Source organism: Streptomyces sp. NPDC089799, from assembly GCF_040684755.1.
In the GTDB taxonomy this organism is placed as follows: domain Bacteria; phylum Actinomycetota; class Actinomycetes; order Streptomycetales; family Streptomycetaceae; genus Streptomyces.
The window spans coordinates 93,759-116,897 of record NZ_JBFBGR010000009.1 but is presented as its reverse complement, the minus strand read 5'-3'; the positions used below and the strand labels follow the sequence as shown (position 1 = coordinate 116,897).

The following is a 23,139-nucleotide window of genomic DNA, read 5'->3' as shown; positions in this document are numbered from 1 at the left end:
GGCGGCAGAAGTCAATGTGCGGCTCCCCCATCATCTGATGGCCCATCAGCTGGTGGGACGTTCGCGGCTCCCGCGGCGCGGAAGGTGCGCCGGTAGGCGGTCGGACTCACCCCGAGCACCGCCCGCAGGTGCTTGCGGAGCGACTGGGCGGTGCCGAAGCCGGTCTCCCGGGCCACCTGATCCATGGACAGCCCGCTGGTCTCCAGCAGGTGCCGGGCCCGGTCGACGCGCTGCTGCACGATCCACTGCCCGGGGCTGACCCCGGTCTCCTCGCGGAACCTGCGGGTGAACGTCCGTACGGACATGGACTCCTGGCGGGCCATGTCCACCAGCCGCAGCGGTTCGTGCAGCCGGTCCAGGGCCCAGGCGCGGGCTGCGGTGGTGCCGGCCACCTGCGGCCGCGGCACCGGCCGCTCGACGAACTGGGCCTGACCGCCGTCCCGGTGGGGCGGTACGACGGTCCGCCGGGCCACCTCGTTGGCCACGGCGGCGCCGTGGTCCCGGCGCACGATGTGCAGGCAGAGGTCGATGCCGGCGGCCACCCCGGCGGAGGTGAGCACGTCGCCGTCGTCGGTGTAGAGCACGTCCGGATCGACCCGGACCCCGGGGAAGAGCTGCTGGAAGTGCTCGGCCGAGGCCCAGTGGGTGGTGGCGCGGCGGCCGTCGAGGAGGCCGGCGGCGGCCAGCACGTAGCCGCCGGTGCAGATGGAGACGAGCCGGGTGCCGGGGCGGACGTGCGCGAGCGCCGCGGCCAGTTCGGGGGTGAGGCGGCCCTCGCCGTACACGGGCCCGAGTTCGTACGAGGCCGGCACCACCACGGTGTCGGCAGTGGCCAGCAGCTCCGGGCCGTGCCCGACGGCGACGGCGAAGTCGGCGTCGGTCTGCACCGGGCCCGGGGCCAGGCCGCAGGTGAGGATCTCGTACAGGGGGCGCCCGGCGGCGTCCTTGGCGCGGCCGAAGATCCGGTGCGGGATCCCCAGCTCGAAGGGCAGCAGTCCGGCCAGCGCGAGGACCACGATCCGGTGCGGGCGCGCTGCGGCCGGTCCGCTCGCGGAGGGCGGCACGGGTCCGGCCTGTTCGAGGTCAACGGATGCCATGGCCCGATCGTATCGAACGCTGTCGTTCAGGCCACTGGAGCGCCGTCCCGGCCGCCCCGAAGCTGGGGCACGTGACCCAGACAGCACCCGAATCCGCGTCCGCCCCCGAACCCGGGTCCCTGCCCGAACCCACGTCCGCACGCGCGTCCACGACTGCGTCCGCGACTGCTCCCGCCTCCGTGCCCGCGACCGGGTCCCCGTCCGCGGCGGCGGGCGGGCCGCGCCAGCGCCGGCTTCACCGTGCCTGGTCCGTCGCCGCCGTGGCCTTCGTGACGATCACCGGCGCGGCCGCCTTCGCCTCACTGCCCGGCCTGCTCATCGAGCCGCTGCACGGCGAATTCATGTGGTAATGCTTGGGGGAACCACCAGCGGGATCTGCTGATCAGATTCGGGAGACTCCGGCACCACCCTGACGGTACGACACCACCCCCTGCCGAACAGTCCGGTTCCGGCCCCCTTGACCAGCACTGTCCGGCAGAGTGGAGGTCGTGCAACCAGGCGCAACGCGCTCGACAGGGAGGGACGCCATGGCCTTACGGTTCGTCGGTAAAGATCCCGAGTCCGGGGACCACGGATCACCCGCTGTGTGGGTGGACCAGGAATCGAAGGATCTTGTGATCCAGGGGTGGACAGCAGACGAGCGGACCACGGGCGAGAGTTCGCGGGATGTGCCGATCCCCGGGCACGAGTCGGTGATCAGGGTTCCGAAGCGGATGATCCCGCTTCTCAGGGAGGCGCTCCGTGTCGCAGAGTCTGACTGACTTCTCTGACCTCATCAGGTCAGTGCAGGAGTCAGCCGTGCACCTTGAGATGCGCGACACGTACGGAGTCGAGAACGAGATCGAAGGCTTCGCCGCATGGAAGCAAGGGCGCCGGCTCGACCCGGAGGACCGGGCTTCATGGTGGCGTCCCTGGCTCGACCTCGTTCAGGAGGTCACGGCCAACGGCGTTGTCATCCGACGTGCCCGCATCGTCTCGGAGCCCGTCAGTGATTACATCGCCTTCGAGCACTCGGGCACCTTCACGAACGTGGCGGCCGGAGAGCAGATCCGTTGGCTTCCCCGTCGCAGTGCCTCGGACCTTGCCCTGCCGGGCAACGACTTCTGGTTGTTCGACGGCCGCCTGGTCCAGTTCAACGTCTTCGATGGGGTCGGACGGTGGGTCCACACTGACCAGACGGAAGACCCTGCCGTAGTTGCGCAGTGCGCGTCGGCGTTCGAAGCGGTGTGGGAGCGAGCCATCCCGCACGAGAAGTACGCCGTCTGATTCCTGACCGGTCAGCTCATGCCTTCCTCTCCACTCTCCAGCGCCCAAGCGGCACGAGCCGCTGTGGCTGCCCGCTTGCAGGGCCTCATGCAAGACGCTGGACTCACAGGGCATGAGCTGGCCGCTCGGTGCGGCTGGCACAAGTCGAAGTCATCCCGGATCGCGCGCGGCAAGACGCCGCCCTCGGATGCTGACATCCGTGCCTGGTGCGCTGCGTGCGGGGCCGACGATCACGCGGCCGATCTGATCGCTGCGTCCCGAAACGCAGAGTCGATGTACGTCGAGTGGCGGCAGATCCACCGTGACGGGATGCGGCGCATTCATGAGCAGACCGTCCCTCTGTATCAGCGGACCCGCTCCTTTCGCGTGTACGCGTCGAACGTCATGCCGGGGATGCTCCAGACTCCCGGCTACGCCACAGGACTTCTGCGGTCCATCACGACGTTCCAGGGAACCCCGGACGACGTAGCTGACGCCGTGCGGGCTCGGACGCAACGGTCCCGCGTGATCCGGGAGGGGGATCATCGGTTCGCCCTGGTGCTCGAAGAGACGGTTCTCTACTACCGGGTGAGCGACGATGCCGCGATGGCGGCCCAGCTTGAGCACGTGCTCTCGGTGATGGGACAGCAGAACGTATCCCTCGGCATCATCCCGGCAAGGGCCCGCCGTACGGTCTGGCCGCTCGAAGCCTTCTACGCCTTCGATGATCGGCAAGTGGCGGTGGAGACTCTCACAGCAGAGATCAACCTGACCGCGCCCGGCGAGATCCGTACGTACCTCCGAGCTTTCTCCGAGCTGTCCCGATCCGCCGTGCGCGGGGCCGAAGCCCGTGCCCTGATCACGAAGGCTCTCGCCGCCCTCGGGTGAATCCGTGCAACCGTGTGCAACAGCGTGGACCCCTCGCAACGCCGCTCCCTACGGTCTCCTCATCGACCTCGGCGGCGACAGGGAGGGCGCGACGGTGACGAGGACAGAACCCACGCGGTGGCAGGAAGCGCCGTTAGAGCTGCCGATCCGGGAGGAGCGCCCTGCGCCCCGTCCGGTGCCCGGCTGCCCTGAGTGCGCGCGGCTCGGTCAGCTCCGGAAGGCAGCCGGGTTGGAGCGTGACAGCACCACGGTCGCTGACTGCAACATCCTGCTTCGGATGCACGGGACCGGTCACTGATGGACATGCAGACGTGGAGAGACGGCAGGACTCAGGCGACGGACGCGACGGAGTCCATACGCGCGGCACTCGCTGCGCTCGGAGTTCCCGAGTCTGCGTGGAGCAGCGTACGGCCCGTGGTGACGCACACCGGGCAGGCGTACGTCCATCTCGGGATGATCCGGGCTGATGCGGTTGAGCAGATCGCAGAGGCGCTGCGAGTGCCCTCGACTCCCTGAGTCCACTCCAAGACTTCCGTCCGCTACGGGCGGAGGACGGCCCTCTCTGGGCCGTCAGCAGATCAGGAAGGGCACAACGATGACCGACCTGTACGGGCTCCCCATCACGGGAGCCGAGTTCTCGAAGGCGTGCGGCGGCAACACCCACCCGGACGGCGAGGCGTGCGTGACGCTCGCGAAGATCGGGCCGGACGCATGGGCCATGGGCGACAGCAAGCGGCCGGACGCCGAGCCGCTGCGCTTCACCACGGCCGAGCTGGACGCGGCGGGCATCGACCCCGCCCGGTTCGACCTCTCCGCCTGATCCACAGCACCACCTGAACTGACGGCCCCGCCCTCACGCCGACGAGCGGGGCCGTCGTCATCTCTCGGAACGGAGCAGCGGTGCACCACCACGGATACGCATGGGTGGGGGAAAAGAAGACGTTCGACAAGGAGAGCGTCCGCAGACCAGCCGGACAGGCCCCGACCGCAAGCAGCGAGATGGAGGTACACGACCGGTACCGAGAAGCCGTGGCCGTGTTCCCGACCACCGACGTGCCCCCGATCCAGACGGCGCACTGGCTCATGAAACCGCCCTCGATGATCCGAGGGACATGGGAGGAACCCAAGGAAGCCGGCGAGTGGCTGGGCCTTCAGCTCGCAGAGTTCGCCCCACGATTCGCCTCCGAGCAGGACCGGGAAGTGACCAGACTGGTTCTCCTGGTGAAGGGGGCAGTCGAGCGGCTGACGTGGGGAGGAGACGTCTCCCTCGGCCACTACCTGAAGGGCACGGTCTTCCACTCCGTCGCCCTTGTGACGTGCTCGCCGAACCGGGCTGCTCCCGACCTGTCCTGTCCCGCCCGGTAGGCCGCACATGACAACGGCCCCCGACGTATGCCGAGGGCCTGTCTGCATGGCTGTGCGCCTGTCTCAGGCGCTCTCTCCGAGGTGGCGGTACAGCGTGGCACGGCCGATTCCCAGGGCCTTGGCGATGGCTGTGACGCTGTCTCCCTTGGCGTGTCGAGCACGGGCTACGGCGAGGTTGTCGTCATCCACCACGGACGGGCGCCCACCGACGTTGCCCTTACGGGCCGCAGCTTCCAATCCTTCCAACGTCTTCTCTCGTATGCCTTCCCGCTCCACCTCTGCACTGACGGCGAGCACGGCGAACACGATGGCACCTGCCCCGTTCGGGTCGTACACCCCCTGAAGGGGACCGGACAGGAGTTCCAGTTGGATGCCGTCCGCCTGAAGGGCGGAAGACAGCGTCATCAGCTCTGCCGCACTGCGGGCAAGACGCTTCATCTCGACCACGGTCAGGATCACCGACTGATTCGGCGCTGCCGCTTTGAACTCCCGAGCCAGTGTGAGCGCCTTCTCAAGCTCCGGCCGCTCCTTCACACGGGTACTGATCTTCTCCGAAAACACGCGGGTGCAGTCGGCACGGGCAAGCATGTCCAACTGGGACTGAAGTTCCTGTCCAACGGTTGAGCAACGGGCGTAGCCCAGTCGGATCGCTGCCCCCGGTATCGCGTCGGGCACCTGTGTGGCAGGAGCGCTCCGTGTCCACACCTTCCCGGGGTTGCGGTCGACCGGAGTCTTCACGGTCAGTTCCGCCTTGAGCGCGGGCACCAGGGCGAAGCGGCCCGTGTGGTAGTTCGCCGCCACCTTGCCCGTCGTCGTACGGCAAGGGCTACCGGCGGGGGCTCCGCACTTGGGGCAGGCATGACGTTCGACCTGTGCGGCCGGGGTGTTCGTGATCACGACGAGACAGTCTCACAAACGTGTCCCGAAAGCCAGCAGTGAGGGTGATGTTTCGGGACGGGTTACGAGACGACGGAGCGGGGGCGAAACGGACACACCCCGAGCGTTCGCCGTCCGTCCCGAAAACGAAGGTTTGTGAGACGCGCCTCGGTACGCTCTTCGGCATGTCTGATGAAGCGGTCCTGCCAAGCCATCTCGATGGGCTTCCGATCCTCCGATCGGACGAGGAGATGGAGGAGATACAGCAGCGCATGTCTCTCCTGGTGGGTGAGGTGGCGAGGGAGAGTGCTGCGCTGGAGTACTACCTGCGCCAACTCATGACCTGCCTCATCGACAGCAAGTACGCCGAGGTTGTGGCTGCGGGGCTTGGACCACATGAGTTGATCGATACGTGTACGGCGCTCGTGAAGATCAACCGGGAGATCACGGAAGCGCAGCGCACCGAGTGCCGCTCCAAACTTGCGACCCTCAAGCCCTTGCTCGCCCGCCGAAATCACTTGGTGCACGGCATGTGGTCGCCTGAGCGTGTGCCGGAGACGGAGCCGCTACCCAGCGCGGCATGGGCGCTTGTCAGCAAGAGGCGCACGGCTGCGGCCTCCATCGAGATCTCCTACGAAGAAGCGGAAACCTTGGCCTACGAGTTGAATCGGGCGGGCTCCGGCGTCTTCGACTGGATCTGCCGCTCCCTTCTTGTGCAGCTGAGGAGAGAGCAGGTAACCGAGCCCCCCGAGTAGGTGAGAGGGGGTGGGGGATGACCCCCTGGCGAGCAAGGCCGGACCGCCATGTCATACCGGCCAGGATCGCGCCACGGTTTCAGGGTCGATGACGGTGCGACGGGGACCTCGGGGTGCCGACAGTGGTGGCCCGAATCGCGGCATCAAGATCGACACGAAGGGGCGCAATGGTCTCTTCCCAAATGGTGCGCCGCTGCCTCGTGTGCACCCAGAGCCCGGGGCAGCGGCGAAGAATACGGACAGCGCAGTCCGCGACCTGGTCCGGACCGACCTCTCGAATCCGGTGACCACTGTCGTGCACCTCCCCATACAGCTCTTGCAGCCTTCCTCTGTCAGCGTCGGGCGAGTAGACCTCTCGGCGAAGCTCTCTCAGTGCGTTCTGGAAGTACCGATACTCGGCGCGTCGGGCTTCAAGGAGCCATCGATCACGTTCGGCCTCGACTGCGTTGCGAGCCAGCTCCAAGGCGCCCCGATGGCTCGCCTCAGCAACCTCCATGGCCGCCCGATGACTCTCCCTTGCCTGCGTCAGGGTCGTGCGCATCTGCCACCGAGCTACGAGCACACTGACAGGAATGCCTGCAAGGGCGAGAACTGCAGTAATGCCAGCGAGGGTCATGGCGGCAATGATGTATTACAAATTGCTCTGGCGGGCCCCATTCAAGTGCTTGCTGGTCACAGCCTCGCACCCGTACGCAGAGGCGACGGTCAGGATGCGGCTGAGCGGAGTGCCCGGGGCCGGCGGCTGGGGGCCAGCTCGGTGCCGGTGACCTGAAGGGCAAAGCGAACATGTGGATCAGACGGATTCTTCCCCGGCCGTGAACGCCTCGGTCTCGTAGCGCGCCATCGCCTCGCGGCGCTCCTTCGCGTACTGGGCCGCAACGGCTTCAGCCGTGATCCCCATGCCTTGCATGATGGGATCCAAGATCCTCTCGCTGAAACGCTCGTCTGTCCGCGTGAGGAGCCGGCAGTCCGCCTTCAGGTCCGCGCACAGCCGAATCCGGCCAGCCTCACTGATCATGTCTTGGATGCGCTCGCGCCAGAAGTTGTGAACCAGGTCGTTACGCCGCTTCAGGCTGCTGGTGAGATCGTCGATGACCTCTGGGTAGGCGCTGGTGTGCGGCTCGACGCGTTTGATGAGCTTGCCCATCATGTCCTTGAAGCCTTGAGTCCAGGGGTCGCGGATGAGCTGCTCGCCCTGCTCCCTCGCCGTGATGATTCTGGTGAACGCGAGAAGGTTTACGAGCGAGTGTTCGAGGCAGTTGGCCTTGTAGATGGCCAGCCCGAAGAGGGCGTACACGGTCTTGTGTTCCGTGTCGTTGTCGTACTCGTCGTCCGGCTCAGGCTCCGATTCCTCGCGCCAGGTCGGCTCATGCCTGACGACATACAGTCCATCCATGCCTTTCAGTGTGCTGGCAAGGCGAGCCAACTCGCAGCGAATTTGGCGTCTTCGCCACTGGCTCTCCTGAGCCAGCCGAGTCAGCTGACCTGCGCGGGTGGGGGATGACCCCTTGCGCCTCTCTGCGGCGACCGCCATGTCATACCGGCGAAGATCGCGCCACGGTTTCAGACCCCGTCAGACAGCGGCGAAGTGAGGCAACGGCGAAGAAGGTGCAGGTAGGAGGGCTGCACCCTGCGCGGCCGGCACTCAGAGACTGCGCAAGAGTGAGGGTTTACCAAGGCTTGCCATCTGTGGCTTCCCGCTGTGGCCGCGTAGCGGCCCCCCTTTGCCCGAGCAGCTTGCCTCGATCCTTGGCGTAACGGGGGCGCGGTTGCGCCCCCACTTGGCCAGCTCCCTGGTCCTCCTGATGTCGGCCCCCTTCGGGGCCGCTCATACGAAGTGTCTTGCGGCTGTGCGGCCGGAGGCCGCGCCTGTCGCTTGGTTCTCTTTGCCGTCGCCTTTACGACTGGGGGCGCTGCGCGCCCCACTTCCCCTTGTCGCTGACGTAAGTGCGTACCTGGCTTCCTTCACTGTCGGCCCCTGCGGGGCCGCACTGTGAGGCCAAAAGGTGTGAGGCCAAAAAGAGAAGAGAAGGCGCGAACGTTTCCGCAGGTGAGATGACGTCTCGGTACACGCGAGGCGTGTGCTGGCTACACGCGAGAGATGTAGTCACCGATCGAGGCGCAGGCGGCACGGCACGGGTGCGCCCTTCCTTTTCTGGAAGACGTGAGAGGGAAGGACAAGGCAAGCGGCGCCCGATCGGGGCGAGACAAGCTCCAGTTCCCTGGCGCGGGCCAGGGCGTTGTTCGTGCTCTGGTCAGACAGGGGCTTGCCTTCCTTGCCGAGCAGCGCGGCGAGCTTGCCGGGGCCGAAGCTTGCGTGTCCGTGGCGGTCGGCCCAACCGAGCGCCGCGAAGTGGATGCGGTAGGCGAGCTGGTGTCGGGGGTCTCGGGCCATGCGCTGGTACTCGCGCTGAGATACCCCGCCCCACGGGCGACCGGGGCCGAAGTTGATGGTGCTGTTCAAGGGGTGGCGACCTCCCGGCGGCAGCCGAGGTCAGCGCGTGGCTGCACCTCGGCAGGTGAGTGGAAGTCGCGCAGTACCGTCCTGCGCTTCGGGGTGCCCTCGGCTCCCCTGCCAGCCCCTTGGGATGGCGGCCCCTGCACGGAGTGGCCAGCTCTACCGGCGTCACACGCCGGGAGCTACGGTGTCCGCTCCTCGAAGGATCGGGAGGATCTTCCTACATGGCCGGTTGCTCGGTCGTCAACTGTGCCGGCCGACCCCCGCTCCTCTGACCGGACATGACGAGGCCCCGCCCTCGGGTGCGAGCAGGGCCGTGTCGAGCAGGGCAGGGCTACGCATCGGGGTCGTCGGCGGTGTGGTTCCAGTCCACGGACATGTAGTCGTCCACGGTCATCTTCGCCGCCTTCTTGAAGCCGTTCGAGTGCATCGTGATCGTGGTGACGAACTTGACCCACGCTCGACGTACGGGGAGTGGAGCGTTCGGCCAATCCTGAATCAGGCCAGCGATGCCGGACACGGGATCGATCGGAGGCAGGCCGGTGACACCGGAGAGCTTTTCGTTGATCGCGTCCAGCCTGGTCCGGATCGCCTCGGTCCCCGCCGTCATCTGCGACAGAGTGATCGACCCCGAGGCGTAGGAGACGGCCAACCCGTCGAGCCGTTCCCGCAGGATCTCCGCTTCCTGGTGAAGGTGGGCCGAGTCGTCTCCCTGCTCCTGCCGAGCGGCGAGGACCCAGGGCAGGAAGTCGGGGAAGACCAGGCGCGCCAGAACCGCGTTACCGGCCCGCTTGTCGGCCAGCTCTCGCGGGACGCGGACGTGCTTCTGTCCGCAGCGGTAGACGGGAGTCCCTCGGTACATCCCGCCTCGCACGGTTTCTCCACAACGCTCACACGTGGCCAGTCCGGCGAGCAGGGTCTGAGGGGCCGAGCCTGTACGCGCACCGCCCGTGAACCGCTTGGGGTTCGTCAGTGCCGACACGAGGCCGTAGTGAGTGACCTCGTCCAGGATCGCGGGCCACCGGCCCTCGCCCACCACTTCGCCTCGGTAGGTGGATTGAGCGATGTACCGAGGGGAGATGAGCACCTTCTTCACTCCCCCCACGCCCCACCCCTTGGCCTCGTCCTTCGCCGTGCCGGAAGACGAGCGAGGAGCGAGCAGACCGAGGCCGGTCCAGTAGCGGGCGACAGACGCAAGGGTCTCGCCCTGAAGGACCATCTCGGCACCCTTGCGGATCGCTTCCGCCTCGTCCTCGACCACGGTCACGTAGTCGTCGGCGTATCCGAAGGTCCGCAAGCCCGCCTTGTGGGGCTTGCCGTTCTTCGCCGCCTGGAGGTTCGACGCCTTCTGGCGCAGCGCCTTCTGCTCCCCCTCGTACTCCGCCCACGCCGTGACCGTCTTGGCCGTGGCCCGACCGGCCGGAGTCGCGAGGTCCAGGTGTCCGGCGTGGATGGCGTGGACGTTGACGCCGAGCGCGATCACGCGCAACAGGTCTTCGGTCTTGCGTACGAGCCTGTCCGTATGCCAGCAGAGGATCGCGCCCGGCTTGGAGACCAACAGCCGCTCGAACCCTGGCCGCACCTTGCCCGAGGTGGCGCTGACGTCGTTGTCCGCGATCACTTCCCGTACGGTCCAGCCACGGGCTGCGGCGAAGGCCCGGCACTCTTCCTCCTGCCGCTTCACGCCCAGTTCATCGCCGTGCTGATCGAGGCTGAGTCGTACGTAGACGGTGACATCCATCTGTGGTGGTCCCCCCTTGGCCTGCCTTGCTGATGCCCCAAACATCTACCACAAGTTCGGCTGGTCCCGCGGCACCATCGGCTTCGCCATCTCGGTCAACCTGGCGCTGTACGGGCTGACCGCGCCGTTCGCCGCCGCCCTGATGGACCGCTTCGGCATCCGCCGGGTGGTGGCCTGCGCGCTGACCGTGATCGCGGGCGGTTCGGTGGCCACGGTGTGGATGACGGCGGCCTGGCAGCTGGTCCTGTTCTGGGGCGTGCTCGTCGGGCTGGGCAGCGGGTCGATGGCACTGGCCTTCGCGGCGACCGTCACCAACCGCTGGTTCACCGCCCGGCGCGGCCTGGTCACCGGCATCCTGACCGCGGCCGGCGCCTCCGGCCAGCTGGTGTTCCTGCCGCTGCTGTCCTGGCTGGTGGCCGAACACGGCTGGCGGCCCGCGGCGGTGACGGTGGCGCTCACCGCGCTCGCCGTGGTGCCCTTCGTCTGGCTGCTGCTGCGCGACCATCCGGCGGACGTGGGTCTGGCACCGTACGGCGGGGAGTACGCGCCCAGGCCCGACCCGGTGCCGGGGGCGGCACGGCGAGCGGTGACCGTACTGCTCAAGGCAGCGCGGACCGGGCCGTTCTGGCTGCTGGCGGGCACCTTCGCGATCTGCGGCGCCTCGACGAACGGCCTGGTCAAGACCCATTTCGTACCCGCCGCCCATGACCACGGGATGCCGGTGACGGCGGCCGCCGGGCTGCTCGCGGTGATCGGCGTCTTCGACGTGATCGGCACGGTGGCCTCGGGCTGGTTCACCGACCGGTTCGACGCGCGCCGCCTGCTGGCGGTGTACTACGCGCTGCGCGGGATCTCGCTGCTGTTCCTGCCGATGCTGCTGGCCCCGTCCGTGCACCCGCCGATGGTCTTCTTCATCGTCTTCTACGGGCTGGACTGGGTGGCCACGGTGCCGCCCACGATCGCGCTGTGCCGCGAGCAGTACGGGGAGGACGGCGCGATCGTCTTCGGGTGGGTGCTCGCTTCGCACCAGGTGGGGGCGGCGCTGGTGGCGTTCCTGGGCGGCCTGGCGCGGGACGTGTTCGGGTCGTACGACGTGGTGTGGTACGCGTCGGGTGCGCTGTGCGCGGTGGCCGCGCTGATGGCGATGGTCATCCGGCGGCGGCCGGCCGGGGCGGGCTTGGCCGCGTAGTCGTCCGGCCCGGCCTTGGCCTGCCCGGCCCGGGAGCAGGCCCGCCCACAGCGGGGAGCGCCGCGGTCAGCCGGCCTTCGTCGTGGACTTGAGGGTGCCGTCGGGGGCGGCCAGGAGGACCGGGGTGTCCGGGCCGCCCAGGTCGCGGACGGCGGCGCGGTCCTCGTCGGCGGGGGCGTCGGCGGCGCTGACCACGGCGGCGGCCTCCAGGGACTGCGCACCGCTGGCCACGGCCATGGCGACGGCGGTCCGGAGGGCGCTGAGCTTGAGCGAGTCCAGGTCCACGGTGCCCGCCACGTAGGTGCGGCCGGTCTCGTCGCGGACCGCGGCGCCCTCGGGCACCCCGTTGCGGGCGCGGGCGCTGCGCGCCAGCGTGATGATCTTGCTGTCCTCGGGGTCGAGCGCTGTGGTGTCGGTCATGGTCGAAAGCATAAGGAGGGCACGGTCGCCGCCGCGCAACGGCCCCGTTCCGCAGCTCACGCCGACCGGTCGGCCCGTCCCGTCAGCTTGTCCGCGACCAGGCCGGTGAACTGCCGGAACTCCTTGGTGTCCGGCGGTCCGTCGGCGGACTCGCCATCGGATACGGCGATCAGTCCGCCGCGGCGGACGAGCACCACCGACGTGTGCATCGACATGTCGGAGTCGAGGACCAGCTCCGTGGAGAAACCGTAGCTGCCGTCCCCCGCCGGATCCGCCGCGAGCGGTCGGGCGTGCACCGGCAGCGACGGCTCGGCGCCGCCGTCCGCCTCCCCGGTGGTGGTGAAGGTGCCGCAGGCCCCCACGGCGTTCTCGACTTCCTTCAGGAACGCGGCCGCATTCGCCTCACCGAGTTCGAACACGTTCGTCTCGTAGGCGACCCCACCGGCGTTCGCGAACCTCGCTCCCACGGCGCCCCGTCCCACCCGCGCCGGTCGACCGGCTTCCACCAGGTCCGCCAGCACCTGGCACTCCGGCCTGTCGACCGGCGAGGAGTCGCCCTGTTCCTGTGAGGTGGCCGGGCTCCAGCCCTCCGGCAGGTCCGCCTCGGCGAGCACCGCCTTCGCCGGGGTCCGCGGCGCCGACGCGTTCCCGGAGCCGGCGCCGTCGCACGCGGTGAGGAGCATCGACGTCAGCAGGGCGGCGGTCGCCAGACGGGCGGTACGGACGGACACGGGGGGCTCCGGGGGTGTCGCGTGGCGTGTGGGGTCGCGACAGCATAGGCGCCCCGGCGGCGGCGTGAAACACCTGCGCCGGGGCGGCCCGATCCGGGTTCCTAAGGGCGGTCCAGCCGCAGCCGTTCCGTGCGCGGCAGTCCGGCGACCACCAGGTCGTACGAGTCCTCGATCAGCTCGCGGACCGTGCGTTCCGGCAGGCCGTCCACCGTCACGGTGTTCCAGTGCCGCTTGTTCAGGTGGTAGCCGGGGGCGACGGCCTCGTGTTCGGCGCGGAGCCGGACCGCGAGCTCCGGTTCGCACTTCAGGCTGACCTTGAGCGGGTCCGAGTCCAGTTGCGACAGCGCGAACATCTTGCCGAGCACCTTGAAGACCGAGGTCTCGGGATTGAAGGGGAACTCCTCCACCGCCGCGTTGAACCCGAGGCAGAAGGCGCGCAGCTCCGCCGGTGTCATCCCGTCGTCTCCTCCTCGTCGGCGGGCGCCGGGACCGGCTCCGTGAGCACCGTGACGATCTTGTTCCGGCGGCCGGCCGGGGATTCCGCGGTCAGCCGCAGCGAGCGGCCGTCGGGCAGCTCCACCAGGGCCGTGGCCCCGGCGATCGGCACCCGGCCCAGCGCCTTGGCCAGCAGGCCGCCGACCGTCTCCACGTCCTCGTCGTCGAAGGCGTCGATGCCGAACAGCTCGCCGAGGTCGGTGATGTCCAGCCGTGCCGTCACCCGGTAGCGGTCCCCGCCCAGTTCCTCCACCGGCGGGAGCTCCCGGTCGTACTCGTCGGTGATCTCGCCGACGATCTCCTCCAGGATGTCCTCGATGGTGACGATGCCGGCCGTGCCGCCGTACTCGTCGATGACCACGGCGACGTGGTTGCGGATCTGCTGCATCTCCCGAAGCAGGTCGCCCGCGTTCTTGGTGTCGGGCACGAAGGTCGCCGGGCGCATCGCCGTGGACACCGGGTCGGACTCGGAGTCCCGGCTGATGTGGGTCTTCCGGACGAGGTCCTTGAGGTACACGATGCCGACGATGTCGTCCTCGTTCTCGCCGGTGACCGGGATCCGCGAGAAGCCCGACCGCAGGGCGAGGGTGGTGGCCTGGCGGATCGTCTTGAAGCGCTCGATGACGACGAGGTCGGTCCGCGGCACCATCACCTCGCGGACCAGGGTGTCGCCGAGCTCGAAGACCTGGTGCACCATGCGGCGCTCCTCGTCCTCGATCAGCGACTCCTTCTCCGCGAGGTCGACCATCGCGCGGAGCTCGGCCTCCGAGGCGAAGGGCCCCTTGCGGAAGCCCTTGCCGGGGGTGAGCGCGTTGCCGACGAGGATCAGCAGCTGCGGGACCGGGCCCATGATCCGGGCCAGCGGGACCAGCACGTACGCGGCCGCGGTCGCGGTGTTCAGCGGGTGCTGGCGGCCGATGGTGCGGGGCGAGACGCCCACCGCCACGTACGACACCAGCACCATCACCGCGATCGCGACGAGCAGCGCCGTCCAGTTCTCGCCGAAGTGGTCGAGGCAGACGTAGGTGACCAGCACGCCGGCGGCCATCTCGCAGGTCACCCGGACCAGCAGCGCCACGTTGACGTACCGGGTGGGGTCGGCGGCCACCTGCGCCAGTTTGGCGCTGCCGCGGCGGCCCTCCCGGACGGCCTGTTCGGCGCGGAAGCTGGAGACGCGGGCGATGCCCGCCTCGGCGCAGGCCGCCAGCCAGGCGACCATGACCAGCAGGACCGCCCCGGTGATCAGCTGGCCGGGCGTCACGAGACGGTCGGGGCCGGCGAGGGGCCGGTCATGCCGCGCTCGGCCCGCCAGCCGTCCACGATGGCCGCCTGGAGACCGAACATCTCGGCCTTCTCGTCCGGCTCCTCGTGGTCGTAGCCCAGCAGGTGCAGCACTCCGTGGACGGTGAGCAGCTGGAGCTCCTCGTCCATGGAGTGCTGCGTCGGGGCTTCGTCACCCTGCTTCTTGGCGACCTCCGGGCAGAGCACGATGTCGCCGAGGAGCCCCTGCGGGGGCTCCTCGTCGTCCTTGGCCGGCGGCCGGAGCTCGTCCATCGGGAAGGACATGACGTCCGTCGGTCCGGGCAGGTCCATCCACTGGATGTGGAGCTGCTCCATCGCGTCGGCGTCGATGACGATGACGGACAGCTCGGACAGCGGGTGGATCCGCATCCGGGTGAGCGCGTAGCGGGCGATGTCGAGGATCGCCTGCTCGTCGACCTCGGTTCCGGACTCGTTGTTGACGTCGATCGACATGGTGCTGTTCGGCTCTACTCTCGTTGAAAAGTCACAGCCCGTTTCGGCTGTCGTACTGCTCGTACGCGTCGACGATACGGCCGACGAGCTTGTGCCGGACGACATCCTGGGAGGTGAGCAACGAGAAATGCACGTCCGGTACGCCCTCCAGGATGTCCCGGACCTGGCGGAGGCCGGACTTGGTGCCTCCGGGAAGGTCGATCTGGGTGACGTCACCCGTGACGACGATCTTGGAGTCGAAGCCGAGCCGGGTGAGGAACATCTTCATCTGCTCGGGGTTCGTGTTCTGCGCCTCGTCGAGGATGATGAACGCGTCGTTCAGGGTGCGTCCGCGCATGTAGGCGAGGGGGGCGACCTCGATGGTGCCGGCCGCCATGAGCCGCGGAATGGAATCCGGGTCGAGCATGTCGTGCAGCGCGTCGTACAGCGGGCGCAGGTACGGGTCGATCTTCTCGTAGAGCGTGCCGGGCAGGAAGCCGAGCCGCTCACCCGCCTCGACGGCGGGCCGGGTCAGGATGATCCGGCTGATCTGCTTGGACTGCAGGGCCTGGACCGCCTTGGCCATGGCGAGGTAGGTCTTGCCGGTACCGGCGGGGCCGATGCCGAAGACGATCGTGTGCTTGTCGATCGCGTCGACGTACCGCTTCTGGTTGAGCGTCTTGGGGCGGATGGTGCGGCCGCGGTTGGACAGGATGTTCTGGGTGAGCACCTCGGCGGGGGTCTCCGCCGCGCCGCCGCCGTTCTCGTTGGCCTGGAGCATCGCGATCGACCGTTCCACTGCGTCCTCCGTCATCGGCTGCCCGGTGCGGAGCACCAGCATCATCTGGTCGAACAGGCGCTGGATCAGGGCGACGTCCTTGGCGTCGCCGACCGCGCTGATCTCGTTTCCCCGGACATGGATGTCGGCCTGCGGGAAGGCGTTCTCGATCACGCGCAGCAGGGAGTCTCCCGAGCCGAGCACCATGACCATCGGGTGCTTGGCCGGAACGCTGAACTCGGCGCGTGCCTGCCCCGGCAGGAGCGGGGTCCGGTCTGTGGGTGTCTGCGTCATGGGCCGGCCCTGTGGCCTGCACATACCTCCCGTTGCGGGGTCTCGCCAGTCGACGACCTCTGGAGTACCAAGGGTACGACGCACCCGGGTGATGCCCGAGAGGTTTTCCACCGGCCGGACAACCGGCTACGCGGAGTGCCGGAACCCGATCGTGGGCACCGCCCGCCGGCGCACCGAGGCCCCGGCCGGCACGGCGGGCGGCCCGTCGGCCCGCCCGAGCAGCTCCTCGCCGAGCAGGCCCTCCAGGAAGGCGTACCGCGCCGGATGCTCGGGCCTGGACCGCCACCAGTGGGCGACCTCCTCCCAGCCCGGGGCGGACAGCGAGCCGCCGAACTCCTGCACCGAGAGGGCGGCGGTCAGGCCGGCGAAGGCCAGCCGGTCGGCGAGCGGCCAGCCGGCCAGGGTCCCGGTGACGAAGCCGGCCACGTACACGTCGCCGGCACCGGTCGGGTCGAGGGCGTCGACGGTGATGCCCGGCATCTCCGCCGTCTCCCCGGTCCGGCCGTCCACCGCGTACGAACCCTCCGCACCCAGCGTGACCACGGCGATCGGCACCCGCTCGGCCAGCGCCCGGGCCGCGGCGCGCGGACAGTCGGTCCGGGTGTAGCGCATGGCCTCCCCGGCGTTGGGCAGGAAGGCCTCGCAGTGCTCCAGGTCCACCAGGGCGTCCGGGTCCCACACCCCGCTCTCGTCCCATCCGACGTCGGCGAAGACCCTGGCCCCGCCGCGGGCGGCCTCCGCGATCCACCCCGCGCGGCGGCCGGGGGCCAGCGAGGCCACCGCGGCCCGGGCGCGCGGGGGGCCGTCCGGTACGGCGCCGGTGCCGTCCGGCGGAGGGGCCTCGTGCCCGTGCGAGACCATCGTGCGTTCGCCGTCGTAGGCCATGGAGACGGTGACGGGACTGTGCCAGCCGGGGACGGTCCGGGACAGGGACAGGTCGATGCCCTCGCCCTGTTCGAGGGCGTCCCGGCAGTACTCGCCGTAGTGGTCGTCGCCGAACGCGGCGGCCAGCGAGGTGCGCAGCCCGAGGCGGGCCAGGGCGGTGGCCATGTTGGCCACCCCGCCGGGGCTGGAGCCCATGCCGCGCGCCCAGGACTCCGTACCGATCACGGGGGCGGAGTCCAGGCCGGTGAAGATGATGTCGAGGAAGACGCTGCCGGTCAGGAACACGTCGCAGTCGGGGTCCTGCGGGGTGCGCAGCGCCGCGAGCGGGTCCAGGGCGGCCGCGCGCGGGACCGCGTGCGAGCCGCGCGGGGCCGCGTGGGATTCGCGCGGGGCCGCGTGGGATCCGTCTCTGCTGCTCCGACCGGTCACTTCGGCTCCCCCTCCTCGGTGAAAGCTGTCAGTCCTGCCCGCCCGCCGACGGCGCAAACCCAGTGTGTCCCACGTCACCCCGGTGATGCCCGTCCCGCAGGTCCCCGACGCACCCGGAACCCCGCGCGACCGGGACTCCGGTGGGGATTCCGGCAGGGGTTCCGGCGAGGAAGGTCAGCCCCGCTTGGGGAACGGGACGTGCATGAGGTCGGCGGCGATGGTGAGGTCCCCTTCGAAGCCGGCCCGGCGGGCCTGGCGCTCGAACTCCGCGGGGTCGCCGTAGCGCTGCGAGAAGTGGGTGAGCACCAGGTGCCGGACGCCGGCGTCGCGGGCGATGCCGGCGGCCTGGCCGGCCGTCAGGTGGCCGTGCTCCACGGCGAGGTTCTCGTCCTCGTCGAGGAAGGTGGACTCGATGACCAGCATGTCGCAGTCCTGGGCGAGTTCGGCCGCGCCGGAACAGAGCCCGGTGTCCATGACGAATCCGAAGCTCTGCCCGCGCCGCTCCTCGCTGACCTGCTCCAGGGTGATGCCGTTCAGCACGCCCTCGCGCCGGATGCGGCCGACGTCCGGGCCCGTGATCCCGTGCCGGGCGAGGAGTTCGGGCAGCATCCGGCGGCCGTCGGGCTCGGTGATCCGGTAGCCGAAGGACTCCACCGGATGGGAGAGCCTGCGGGCCTCCAGCACGTACGAGGGGCCGGTGGCCAGGACTCCGTCCCCGGTCACCGGCTCCTCGTCGAGCAGGACGGTCTCGCGGTAGGCGGTGGCGTACCGCAGCCGGTCGAAGAACGCCTGGCCGGAGGCCGGGTAGTGGGCCGCGACCGGGTGCGGGACCCGGTCGAGGTTGATCCGCTGGATCACCCCGGCGAGGCCGAGGCTGTGGTCGCCGTGGAAGTGCGTGACGCAGATCCGGTTGATGTCGTGCGCGGCCACGCCGGCCCGGAGCATCTGCCGCTGGGTGCCCTCTCCGGGGTCGAAGAGGATGCCCTCGCCATCCCAGCGCAGCAGGTAGCCGTTGTGGTTGCGGTGACGCGTGGGCACCTGGCTGGCGGTGCCGAGGACGACGAATTCACGTGCGGACATGCCTGATTCCTACGCCGGTTCCGGTACTGCGGCCATTCCTTTTCGGTGCGCGGCCGGTGCCGCGCCCCGGTCGGTTGCTATCCGGGCGGCCAGTTGAAGCCGCGGCCGCCCAGCACGTGGGCGTGCGTGTGCCAGACCGTCTGGCCGGCGCCGGCGCCGGTGTTGAAGACGATCCGGTAGCCGCCGTGCTCGTCGAGCTTCTCCTGCGCGGCGACCTCTCCGGCCTCGCGCAGTACGTCCGCCATGGCCTGCGGGTCGCCGGCGGCGAGCTCCGCGGCGTCGCGGAAGTGCACCTTGGGGATCACCAGCACGTGCGTCGGAGCCTGGGGGTTTATGTCGCGGAAGGCGACGGTGGTGTCGGTCTCGCGGACGATCGTCGCGGGCACCTCACCCGTGACGATCTTGCAGAACAGGCAGTCCGCCTGCGGTTCCCCGGCCATGGCCGTCGCCTCCCGTGTTCCCGGTCCTCAATGATCACTACGCCCGCATGGTATCCGGCGGGTCACGCCCAGCGGCCGGTACGGGCCAGCAGCACCGCGACCGCGGCGGTGCCCGCCGTGGACGTGCGGAGCACCGAGCGCCCCAGCCGGTACGGCCGGGCACCGGCCTCCGCGAACACGGCCAGCTCCTCAGGGGAGACACCGCCCTCGGGGCCGACCACCACGACGATCGAGCCGGAGGCGGGGAGTTCCGCCGTGGCGAGCGCCTCCGAGGGGTGCTCCCGGTCCTCGTGCAGGACGACGCCCAGGTCCGCCTCCGCCAGCAGCGCGGCCACCTGCTTGGTGGACAGGGCCTCCGTCACCTCGGGGAACCGGACCCGGCGGGACTGCTTGCCGGCTTCCCGGGCGGTGGCCCGCCACTTGCCGAGGGACTTGGCGCCCCGGTCGCCGCGCCACTGGGTGATGCAGCGGGCGGCCTGCCACGGCACCACCGCGTCGACCCCGGTCTCGGTCATGGTCTCGACCGCCAGTTCGCCCCGGTCGCCCTTGGGCAGCGCCTGGACCACCGTGATCCGCACCGGCGGCTCCGGTTCGGCACGGACCCCGGCCACGTCGACGTGCAGCCGGTCCTTGCCCTCGGCCGCGGTCACCACGCAGTCCGCCCAGCCGCCGCGGCCGTCGGTGAGGACCACCGCCTCGCCGGGCTCCAGCCGCTTCACCGAGACCGCGTGCCGGCCCTCCGGCCCGTCCAGCACGAACCGCGGTCCCGCCGGGACCTCCTCGACCACGAACACCGGGGCCGTCATGACGTACTCCTTCTCCGTACCACCTGCAACGCGCTCTGCGCCTCGGCCACTTCGGCCGCCAGGACCTCCACCAGCTGCCCGGCCGGCAGCGAACGCGCCTGCCGGTGCCCCTGGCCCGCCCACAGTGCCATGCCCTGCGGGTCACCGGCCTCCGCCGCGGCCCTGCGCAGCCCGGAGGTCAGATGGTGGACCTGGGGGTAGGCGGCCGGGGCATACGGCCCGTGCTCCCGCATGAACCGGTTCACCAGACCGCGGGCGGGGCGGCCGGAGAACGCCCGGGTGAGTTCCGTACGGGGGAACAGCGGGTCGGTCAGCGCCTTCTTGTGCAGGGCGTGCGCCCCCGACTCGGGACAGGCCAGGAACGCCGTGCCGAGCTGGGCCGCGACCGCGCCGGCCGCGAGCACCCCGGCGATCTGCGAGCCGCGCATCAGTCCGCCGGCCGCGACCAGGGGCAGCGCCACCGCCTCCCGCACCTGGCCGACCAGGGCGAGCAGGCCGGTGCCGGTGCCGTCGGCCTTCGGGTCGTCGCGGTGGGTGCCCTGGTGGCCGCCCGCCTCGATGCCCTGCACGCAGAGGGCGTCGGCACCGGCGTCCTGGGCGGCCCGGGCCTCGGCGACCGAGGTGACCGTGACCATGGTGAACGTACCGGCCCGGCGCAGGGCGGTGAGGGCGGCCGCAGAGGGGCACCCGAAGGTGAAGGAGACGACGGGGACCGGGTCCTCCAGCAGAATGGCCAGTTTCGCGTCGTAGGCGTCGTCTGTGGTGCCCGCGGTGTCCTCCGCGGCGAGCGAGACCTCGTACCAGCCGGCCTCGCCGGCCAGCTGGCCCCGGTAGACCTCGACCGCCGCCGGGTCGGTGTGCCCGTACTGCGGGAGGATCAGGTTGACGCCGAACGGCCGCCGGGTGAGCCCGCGGAGGAGCTTGATCTCCTGGTACATGCCGTCGGCGGTCTTGTAGCCGCCGGCCAGGAAGCCCAGCCCGCCGGCTTCGGAGACGGCGGCGGCGAGGGGCGGGCAGGACGCTCCGCCCGCCATGGGGGCCTGCACGATCGGGTACTGGTGGAGACCGTTCGGTGCGGAGGACATGAGTTGCATCGTGCCACGTCCCCCGCACCGCGCCGAATCGTTCCATTCGCCTGGCATAGTCCGGTTGCGCAACCGGCCAGGCACCGCGCCGCGGCGGGGGGCGCCGCGGCGGCGGGAGGCGGCTCAGCGACCGTTGAAGGCGTCCTTGAGCCGGCTGAACAGGCCCTGCTGGCCCGGCGCGAACTGGCCCATCGGGCGCTCCTCGCCGCGCAGCTTGGCAAGCTGCCGCAGCAGGTCCTCCTGCTGGGCGTCCAGCTTGGCCGGGGTCTGCACCTCGACGTGGACGATCAGGTCGCCGCGCCCGTTGCCGCGCAGGTGGGTGACGCCGCGGCCGTGCAGCGGGATCGACTGGCCGGACTGGGTACCGGGCCGGATGTCGACCTCCTCCATGCCGTCGAGCGTCTCCAGCGGGCACTTGGTGCCCAGCGCGGCCGCCGTCATCGGGAGGGTGACGGTGCAGTGCAGGTCGTCGCCGCGCCGCTGGAACACCGGGTGCGGAAGCTCGTGGATCTCCACGTACAGGTCACCGGCCGGGCCGCCGCCGGGGCCGACCTCGCCCTCGCCGGCCAGCTGGATCCGGGTTCCGTTCTCCACACCGGCCGGGATCTTGACCGTCAGGTCGCGGCGGGACCGGACCCGGCCGTCGCCGGCGCACTCCGGGCACGGGGTCGGGACCACGGTGCCGAAGCCCTGGCACTGCGGGCAGGGGCGGGAGGTCATGACCTGGCCGAGGAAGGACCGGGTGACCTGGGAGACCTCGCCGCGGCCGCGGCACATGTCGCAGGTCTGCGCGGAGGTGCCGGGCGCGGCGCCCTCGCCGGAGCAGGTGGTGCAGACGATCGCCGTGTCCACGTGGATCGGCTTGGTCGTGCCGAAGGCGGCCTCGTCCAGCTCCAGGTCCAGGCGGATCATCGCGTCCTGGCCGCGCCGGGTGCGCGAGCGCGGACCGCGCTGGGACGCCTGCCCGAAGAAGGCGTCCATGATGTCCGAGAAGTTGCCGAAGCCACCCGCTCCGAAGCCACCCGCGCCACCGCCGCCGCCGGAGGCGGACAGCGGGTCGCCGCCGAGGTCGTAGACCTGCTTCTTCTGCGGGTCCGACAGCACCTCGTACGCGGCGTTGATCTCCTTGAAACGCTCTTGCGTCTTGGGATCGGGGTTCACGTCCGGGTGGAGCTCACGGGCGAGCTTGCGGAACGCCTTCTTGATCTCGTCCTGCGATGCGTCGCGGCGCACGCCGAGTACGGCGTAGTAGTCCGTGGCCACTTACGACTCCGCCAGGATCTGTCCGACGTAACGTGCCACTGCGCGTACCGCTCCCATCGTTCCGGGGTAGTCCATGCGGGTCGGGCCGACCACGCCGAGTTTGGCGACTGCTTCGCCGCCCGAACCGTAGCCGACCGAGACGACGGACGTGGAGTTGAGTCCTTCGTAGGCGTTCTCGTGGCCGATGCGTACGGTCATCCCCGACTCGTTGGCCTCGCCGAGCAGCTTGAGGAGCACGACCTGCTCCTCCAGTGCTTCCAGCACCGGCCTGATGGTCAGGGGGAAATCGTGTCCGAAGCGGGTGAGATTGGCGGTGCCGCCGATCATCAGCCGCTCCTCGGTCTCCTCGACGAGCGTTTCGAGGAGGGTGGCGAGGACCGTCTGGACCGTCGCCCGGTCCTCGGCCTCGAAGGATTCCGGCAGGTCCTGCACCAGCTGCGGCACGTCCGCGAAGCGGCGGCCGACGACCTTGCCGTTGAGCCGGGCCCGCAGGTCCGCCAGGGACTGCTCGGGGAACGGCGAGGGGCAGTCCACCATGCGCTGCTCGACCCGGCCCGTGTCGGTGATCAGGACGAGCATCAGGCGGGCCGGGGCCAGCAGGAGAAGCTCGACGTGCCGGACGGTGGAGCGGGTCAGCGACGGGTACTGGACGACGGCGACCTGCCGGGTCAGCTGCGCGAGCAGCCGGACGGTGCGGCCGACGACGTCGTCGAGGTCGACGGCCCCGTCGAGGAAGTTCTGGATGGCGCGGCGCTCGGGCGTCGACAGCGGCTTGACCCCCGCCAGCTTGTCGACGAACAGGCGGTAGCCCTTGTCGGTGGGGATCCGGCCGGCGCTGGTGTGGGGCTGGGCGATGTAGCCCTCCTCCTCCAGCACGGCCATGTCGTTGCGGACGGTGGCCGGCGAGACGCCGAGCTTGTGCCGCTCGGTGAGCGCCTTGGAGCCGACCGGCTCCTCCGTCCCGACGTAATCCTGGACGATGGCGCGCAGCACCTCGAGTCTCCGTTCGCTGAGCATCGCGTGCCACCTCCAGCTGTGAGCGTCCTACTGCGGTCCGTGATTGGCACTCACGCGGTACGAGTGCC

The 23,139-nt window shown here is 69.9% G+C and carries 24 protein-coding genes and 1 pseudogene; 7 read left to right on the top strand and 18 right to left on the bottom strand.

The window, feature by feature from the left end; genetic code table 11:
* Positions 1-11 precede the first annotated feature (11 nt).
* Positions 12-1,097, bottom strand: a complete 1,086-nt coding sequence (locus AB0O36_RS12210) for a helix-turn-helix domain-containing protein (RefSeq protein WP_365107859.1) — start codon at positions 1,095-1,097, stop codon at positions 12-14.
* A 119-nt stretch (positions 1,098-1,216) separates the two neighbouring features.
* On the opposite strand from AB0O36_RS12210, the pseudogene AB0O36_RS12205 reads away from it, so the two are divergent.
* From AB0O36_RS12205 to AB0O36_RS12185, 5 genes and pseudogenes are all read left to right on the top strand, one after another.
* Positions 1,217-1,444 (top strand): annotated as a pseudogene (locus AB0O36_RS12205) (MFS transporter); the annotation flags it as partial.
* A gap of 394 nt (positions 1,445-1,838) precedes the next feature.
* Positions 1,839-2,363 (top strand): DUF6879 family protein, encoded by a 525-nt coding sequence (locus AB0O36_RS12200; RefSeq protein WP_365107856.1) that lies wholly within the window; start codon positions 1,839-1,841, stop codon positions 2,361-2,363.
* 18 nt (positions 2,364-2,381) lie between these two features.
* Complete coding sequence (locus AB0O36_RS12195) at positions 2,382-3,230, top strand: helix-turn-helix transcriptional regulator (protein WP_365107853.1); 849 nt, start codon at positions 2,382-2,384, stop codon at positions 3,228-3,230.
* A 595-nt stretch (positions 3,231-3,825) separates the two neighbouring features.
* Entirely contained in the window at positions 3,826-4,050 is a 225-nt protein-coding gene (locus AB0O36_RS12190; protein WP_365107851.1) for a DUF397 domain-containing protein, read from the top strand.
* Positions 4,051-4,130: 80 nt separating this feature from the next.
* A complete protein-coding gene (locus AB0O36_RS12185; RefSeq protein ID WP_365107848.1) occupies positions 4,131-4,595 on the top strand; it encodes a hypothetical protein in 465 nt (154 codons plus the stop codon).
* A gap of 63 nt (positions 4,596-4,658) precedes the next feature.
* Here AB0O36_RS12185 and AB0O36_RS12180 read toward each other — a convergent pair whose 3' ends face one another.
* Positions 4,659-5,492 carry a recombinase family protein gene (locus AB0O36_RS12180; RefSeq protein ID WP_365107846.1) on the bottom strand — a complete coding sequence of 278 codons (834 nt, stop codon included), beginning with the start codon at positions 5,490-5,492 and terminating at the stop codon, positions 4,659-4,661.
* Positions 5,493-5,656: 164 nt separating this feature from the next.
* On the opposite strand from AB0O36_RS12180, the gene AB0O36_RS12175 reads away from it, so the two are divergent.
* Complete coding sequence (locus AB0O36_RS12175; protein ID WP_267802626.1) at positions 5,657-6,226, top strand: hypothetical protein; 570 nt, start codon at positions 5,657-5,659, stop codon at positions 6,224-6,226.
* Positions 6,227-7,019: 793 nt separating this feature from the next.
* Here AB0O36_RS12175 and AB0O36_RS12170 read toward each other — a convergent pair.
* The 3 genes from AB0O36_RS12170 to AB0O36_RS12160 all read right to left on the bottom strand — a co-directional run bounded on the left by AB0O36_RS12170 (position 7,020) and on the right by AB0O36_RS12160 (position 10,425).
* A complete protein-coding gene (locus AB0O36_RS12170) occupies positions 7,020-7,622 on the bottom strand; it encodes a hypothetical protein (protein ID WP_365107843.1) in 603 nt (200 codons plus the stop codon).
* A gap of 711 nt (positions 7,623-8,333) precedes the next feature.
* Positions 8,334-8,690 carry a hypothetical protein gene (locus AB0O36_RS12165; RefSeq protein ID WP_365107840.1) on the bottom strand — a complete coding sequence of 119 codons (357 nt, stop codon included), beginning with the start codon at positions 8,688-8,690 and terminating at the stop codon, positions 8,334-8,336.
* 328 nt (positions 8,691-9,018) lie between these two features.
* Positions 9,019-10,425 (bottom strand): recombinase family protein, encoded by a 1,407-nt coding sequence (locus AB0O36_RS12160; protein ID WP_365107837.1) that lies wholly within the window; start codon positions 10,423-10,425, stop codon positions 9,019-9,021.
* A 16-nt stretch (positions 10,426-10,441) separates the two neighbouring features.
* Here AB0O36_RS12160 and AB0O36_RS12155 point away from each other — a divergent pair, with 16 nt between their 5' ends.
* Positions 10,442-11,614, top strand: coding sequence for an MFS transporter (locus AB0O36_RS12155; protein ID WP_365107834.1), 1,173 nt, complete (start codon positions 10,442-10,444; stop codon positions 11,612-11,614).
* 66 nt (positions 11,615-11,680) lie between these two features.
* On the opposite strand, the gene AB0O36_RS12150 is transcribed toward AB0O36_RS12155, so the two are convergent.
* The 13 genes from AB0O36_RS12150 to hrcA all read right to left on the bottom strand — a co-directional run bounded on the left by AB0O36_RS12150 (position 11,681) and on the right by hrcA (position 23,071).
* Entirely contained in the window at positions 11,681-12,034 is a 354-nt protein-coding gene (locus AB0O36_RS12150) for a cytidine deaminase (RefSeq protein WP_365107831.1), read from the bottom strand.
* Between the two features lie 56 nt (positions 12,035-12,090).
* The gene (locus AB0O36_RS12145; RefSeq protein WP_365107828.1) at positions 12,091-12,765 is read right to left on the bottom strand and encodes a hypothetical protein; all 675 of its coding nucleotides are present in this window, start codon (positions 12,763-12,765) and stop codon (positions 12,091-12,093) included.
* A gap of 101 nt (positions 12,766-12,866) precedes the next feature.
* Entirely contained in the window at positions 12,867-13,220 is a 354-nt protein-coding gene (locus AB0O36_RS12140; protein ID WP_365107825.1) for an MmcQ/YjbR family DNA-binding protein, read from the bottom strand.
* Positions 13,217-14,521: a hemolysin family protein gene (locus AB0O36_RS12135; protein WP_365107822.1), complete on the bottom strand. Its 1,305-nt coding sequence runs from the start codon at positions 14,519-14,521 to the stop codon at positions 13,217-13,219. The genes AB0O36_RS12140 and AB0O36_RS12135 overlap by 4 nt, the downstream gene beginning before the upstream one ends.
* Positions 14,518-15,015, bottom strand: coding sequence for an rRNA maturation RNase YbeY (ybeY, locus tag AB0O36_RS12130; protein ID WP_365107820.1), 498 nt, complete (start codon positions 15,013-15,015; stop codon positions 14,518-14,520). Before ybeY ends, AB0O36_RS12135 begins: the two co-directional genes overlap by 4 nt.
* A 31-nt stretch (positions 15,016-15,046) precedes the next feature.
* Positions 15,047-16,066, bottom strand: a complete 1,020-nt coding sequence (locus AB0O36_RS12125; protein ID WP_365107817.1) for a PhoH family protein — start codon at positions 16,064-16,066, stop codon at positions 15,047-15,049.
* 126 nt (positions 16,067-16,192) lie between these two features.
* A complete protein-coding gene (locus AB0O36_RS12120) occupies positions 16,193-17,284 on the bottom strand; it encodes a PfkB family carbohydrate kinase (RefSeq protein WP_365108284.1) in 1,092 nt (363 codons plus the stop codon).
* A 270-nt stretch (positions 17,285-17,554) separates the two neighbouring features.
* The gene (locus AB0O36_RS12115) at positions 17,555-18,460 is read right to left on the bottom strand and encodes a ribonuclease Z (protein ID WP_365107814.1); all 906 of its coding nucleotides are present in this window, start codon (positions 18,458-18,460) and stop codon (positions 17,555-17,557) included.
* Positions 18,461-18,537: 77 nt separating this feature from the next.
* Positions 18,538-18,900 carry a histidine triad nucleotide-binding protein gene (locus AB0O36_RS12110; protein WP_365107812.1) on the bottom strand — a complete coding sequence of 121 codons (363 nt, stop codon included), beginning with the start codon at positions 18,898-18,900 and terminating at the stop codon, positions 18,538-18,540.
* A 62-nt stretch (positions 18,901-18,962) separates the two neighbouring features.
* Complete coding sequence (locus tag AB0O36_RS12105) at positions 18,963-19,706, bottom strand: 16S rRNA (uracil(1498)-N(3))-methyltransferase (protein ID WP_365107809.1); 744 nt, start codon at positions 19,704-19,706, stop codon at positions 18,963-18,965.
* Positions 19,703-20,791 carry a nitronate monooxygenase gene (locus AB0O36_RS12100; RefSeq protein ID WP_365107806.1) on the bottom strand — a complete coding sequence of 363 codons (1,089 nt, stop codon included), beginning with the start codon at positions 20,789-20,791 and terminating at the stop codon, positions 19,703-19,705. The genes AB0O36_RS12105 and AB0O36_RS12100 overlap by 4 nt, the downstream gene beginning before the upstream one ends.
* Positions 20,792-20,914: 123 nt before the next feature.
* Positions 20,915-22,054 (bottom strand): molecular chaperone DnaJ, encoded by a 1,140-nt coding sequence (gene dnaJ / locus AB0O36_RS12095; RefSeq protein ID WP_365107803.1) that lies wholly within the window; start codon positions 22,052-22,054, stop codon positions 20,915-20,917.
* Positions 22,055-23,071, bottom strand: a complete 1,017-nt coding sequence (gene hrcA, locus AB0O36_RS12090; RefSeq protein ID WP_365107800.1) for a heat-inducible transcriptional repressor HrcA — start codon at positions 23,069-23,071, stop codon at positions 22,055-22,057.
* Positions 23,072-23,139 lie beyond the last annotated feature (68 nt).

Coding starts and splice junctions, on each gene's coding strand:
- AB0O36_RS12210 (WP_365107859.1), bottom strand. CDS start 1,097: ATGGCATCCGTTGACCTCGAACAGGCCGGACCCGTGCCGCCCTCCGCG.
- AB0O36_RS12195 (WP_365107853.1), top strand. CDS start 2,382: ATGCCTTCCTCTCCACTCTCCAGCGCCCAAGCGGCACGAGCCGCTGTG.
- AB0O36_RS12190 (WP_365107851.1), top strand. CDS start 3,826: ATGACCGACCTGTACGGGCTCCCCATCACGGGAGCCGAGTTCTCGAAG.
- AB0O36_RS12175 (WP_267802626.1), top strand. CDS start 5,657: ATGTCTGATGAAGCGGTCCTGCCAAGCCATCTCGATGGGCTTCCGATC.
- AB0O36_RS12170 (WP_365107843.1), bottom strand. CDS start 7,622: ATGGATGGACTGTATGTCGTCAGGCATGAGCCGACCTGGCGCGAGGAA.
- AB0O36_RS12160 (WP_365107837.1), bottom strand. CDS start 10,425: ATGGATGTCACCGTCTACGTACGACTCAGCCTCGATCAGCACGGCGAT.
- AB0O36_RS12150 (WP_365107831.1), bottom strand. CDS start 12,034: ATGACCGACACCACAGCGCTCGACCCCGAGGACAGCAAGATCATCACG.
- AB0O36_RS12140 (WP_365107825.1), bottom strand. CDS start 13,220: ATGACACCGGCGGAGCTGCGCGCCTTCTGCCTCGGGTTCAACGCGGCG.
- ybeY (WP_365107820.1), bottom strand. CDS start 15,015: ATGTCGATCGACGTCAACAACGAGTCCGGAACCGAGGTCGACGAGCAG.
- AB0O36_RS12125 (WP_365107817.1), bottom strand. CDS start 16,066: ATGACGCAGACACCCACAGACCGGACCCCGCTCCTGCCGGGGCAGGCA.
- AB0O36_RS12115 (WP_365107814.1), bottom strand. CDS start 18,460: ATGTCCGCACGTGAATTCGTCGTCCTCGGCACCGCCAGCCAGGTGCCC.
- AB0O36_RS12110 (WP_365107812.1), bottom strand. CDS start 18,900: ATGGCCGGGGAACCGCAGGCGGACTGCCTGTTCTGCAAGATCGTCACG.
- AB0O36_RS12105 (WP_365107809.1), bottom strand. CDS start 19,706: ATGACGGCCCCGGTGTTCGTGGTCGAGGAGGTCCCGGCGGGACCGCGG.
- AB0O36_RS12100 (WP_365107806.1), bottom strand. CDS start 20,791: ATGTCCTCCGCACCGAACGGTCTCCACCAGTACCCGATCGTGCAGGCC.
- hrcA (WP_365107800.1), bottom strand. CDS start 23,071: ATGCTCAGCGAACGGAGACTCGAGGTGCTGCGCGCCATCGTCCAGGAT.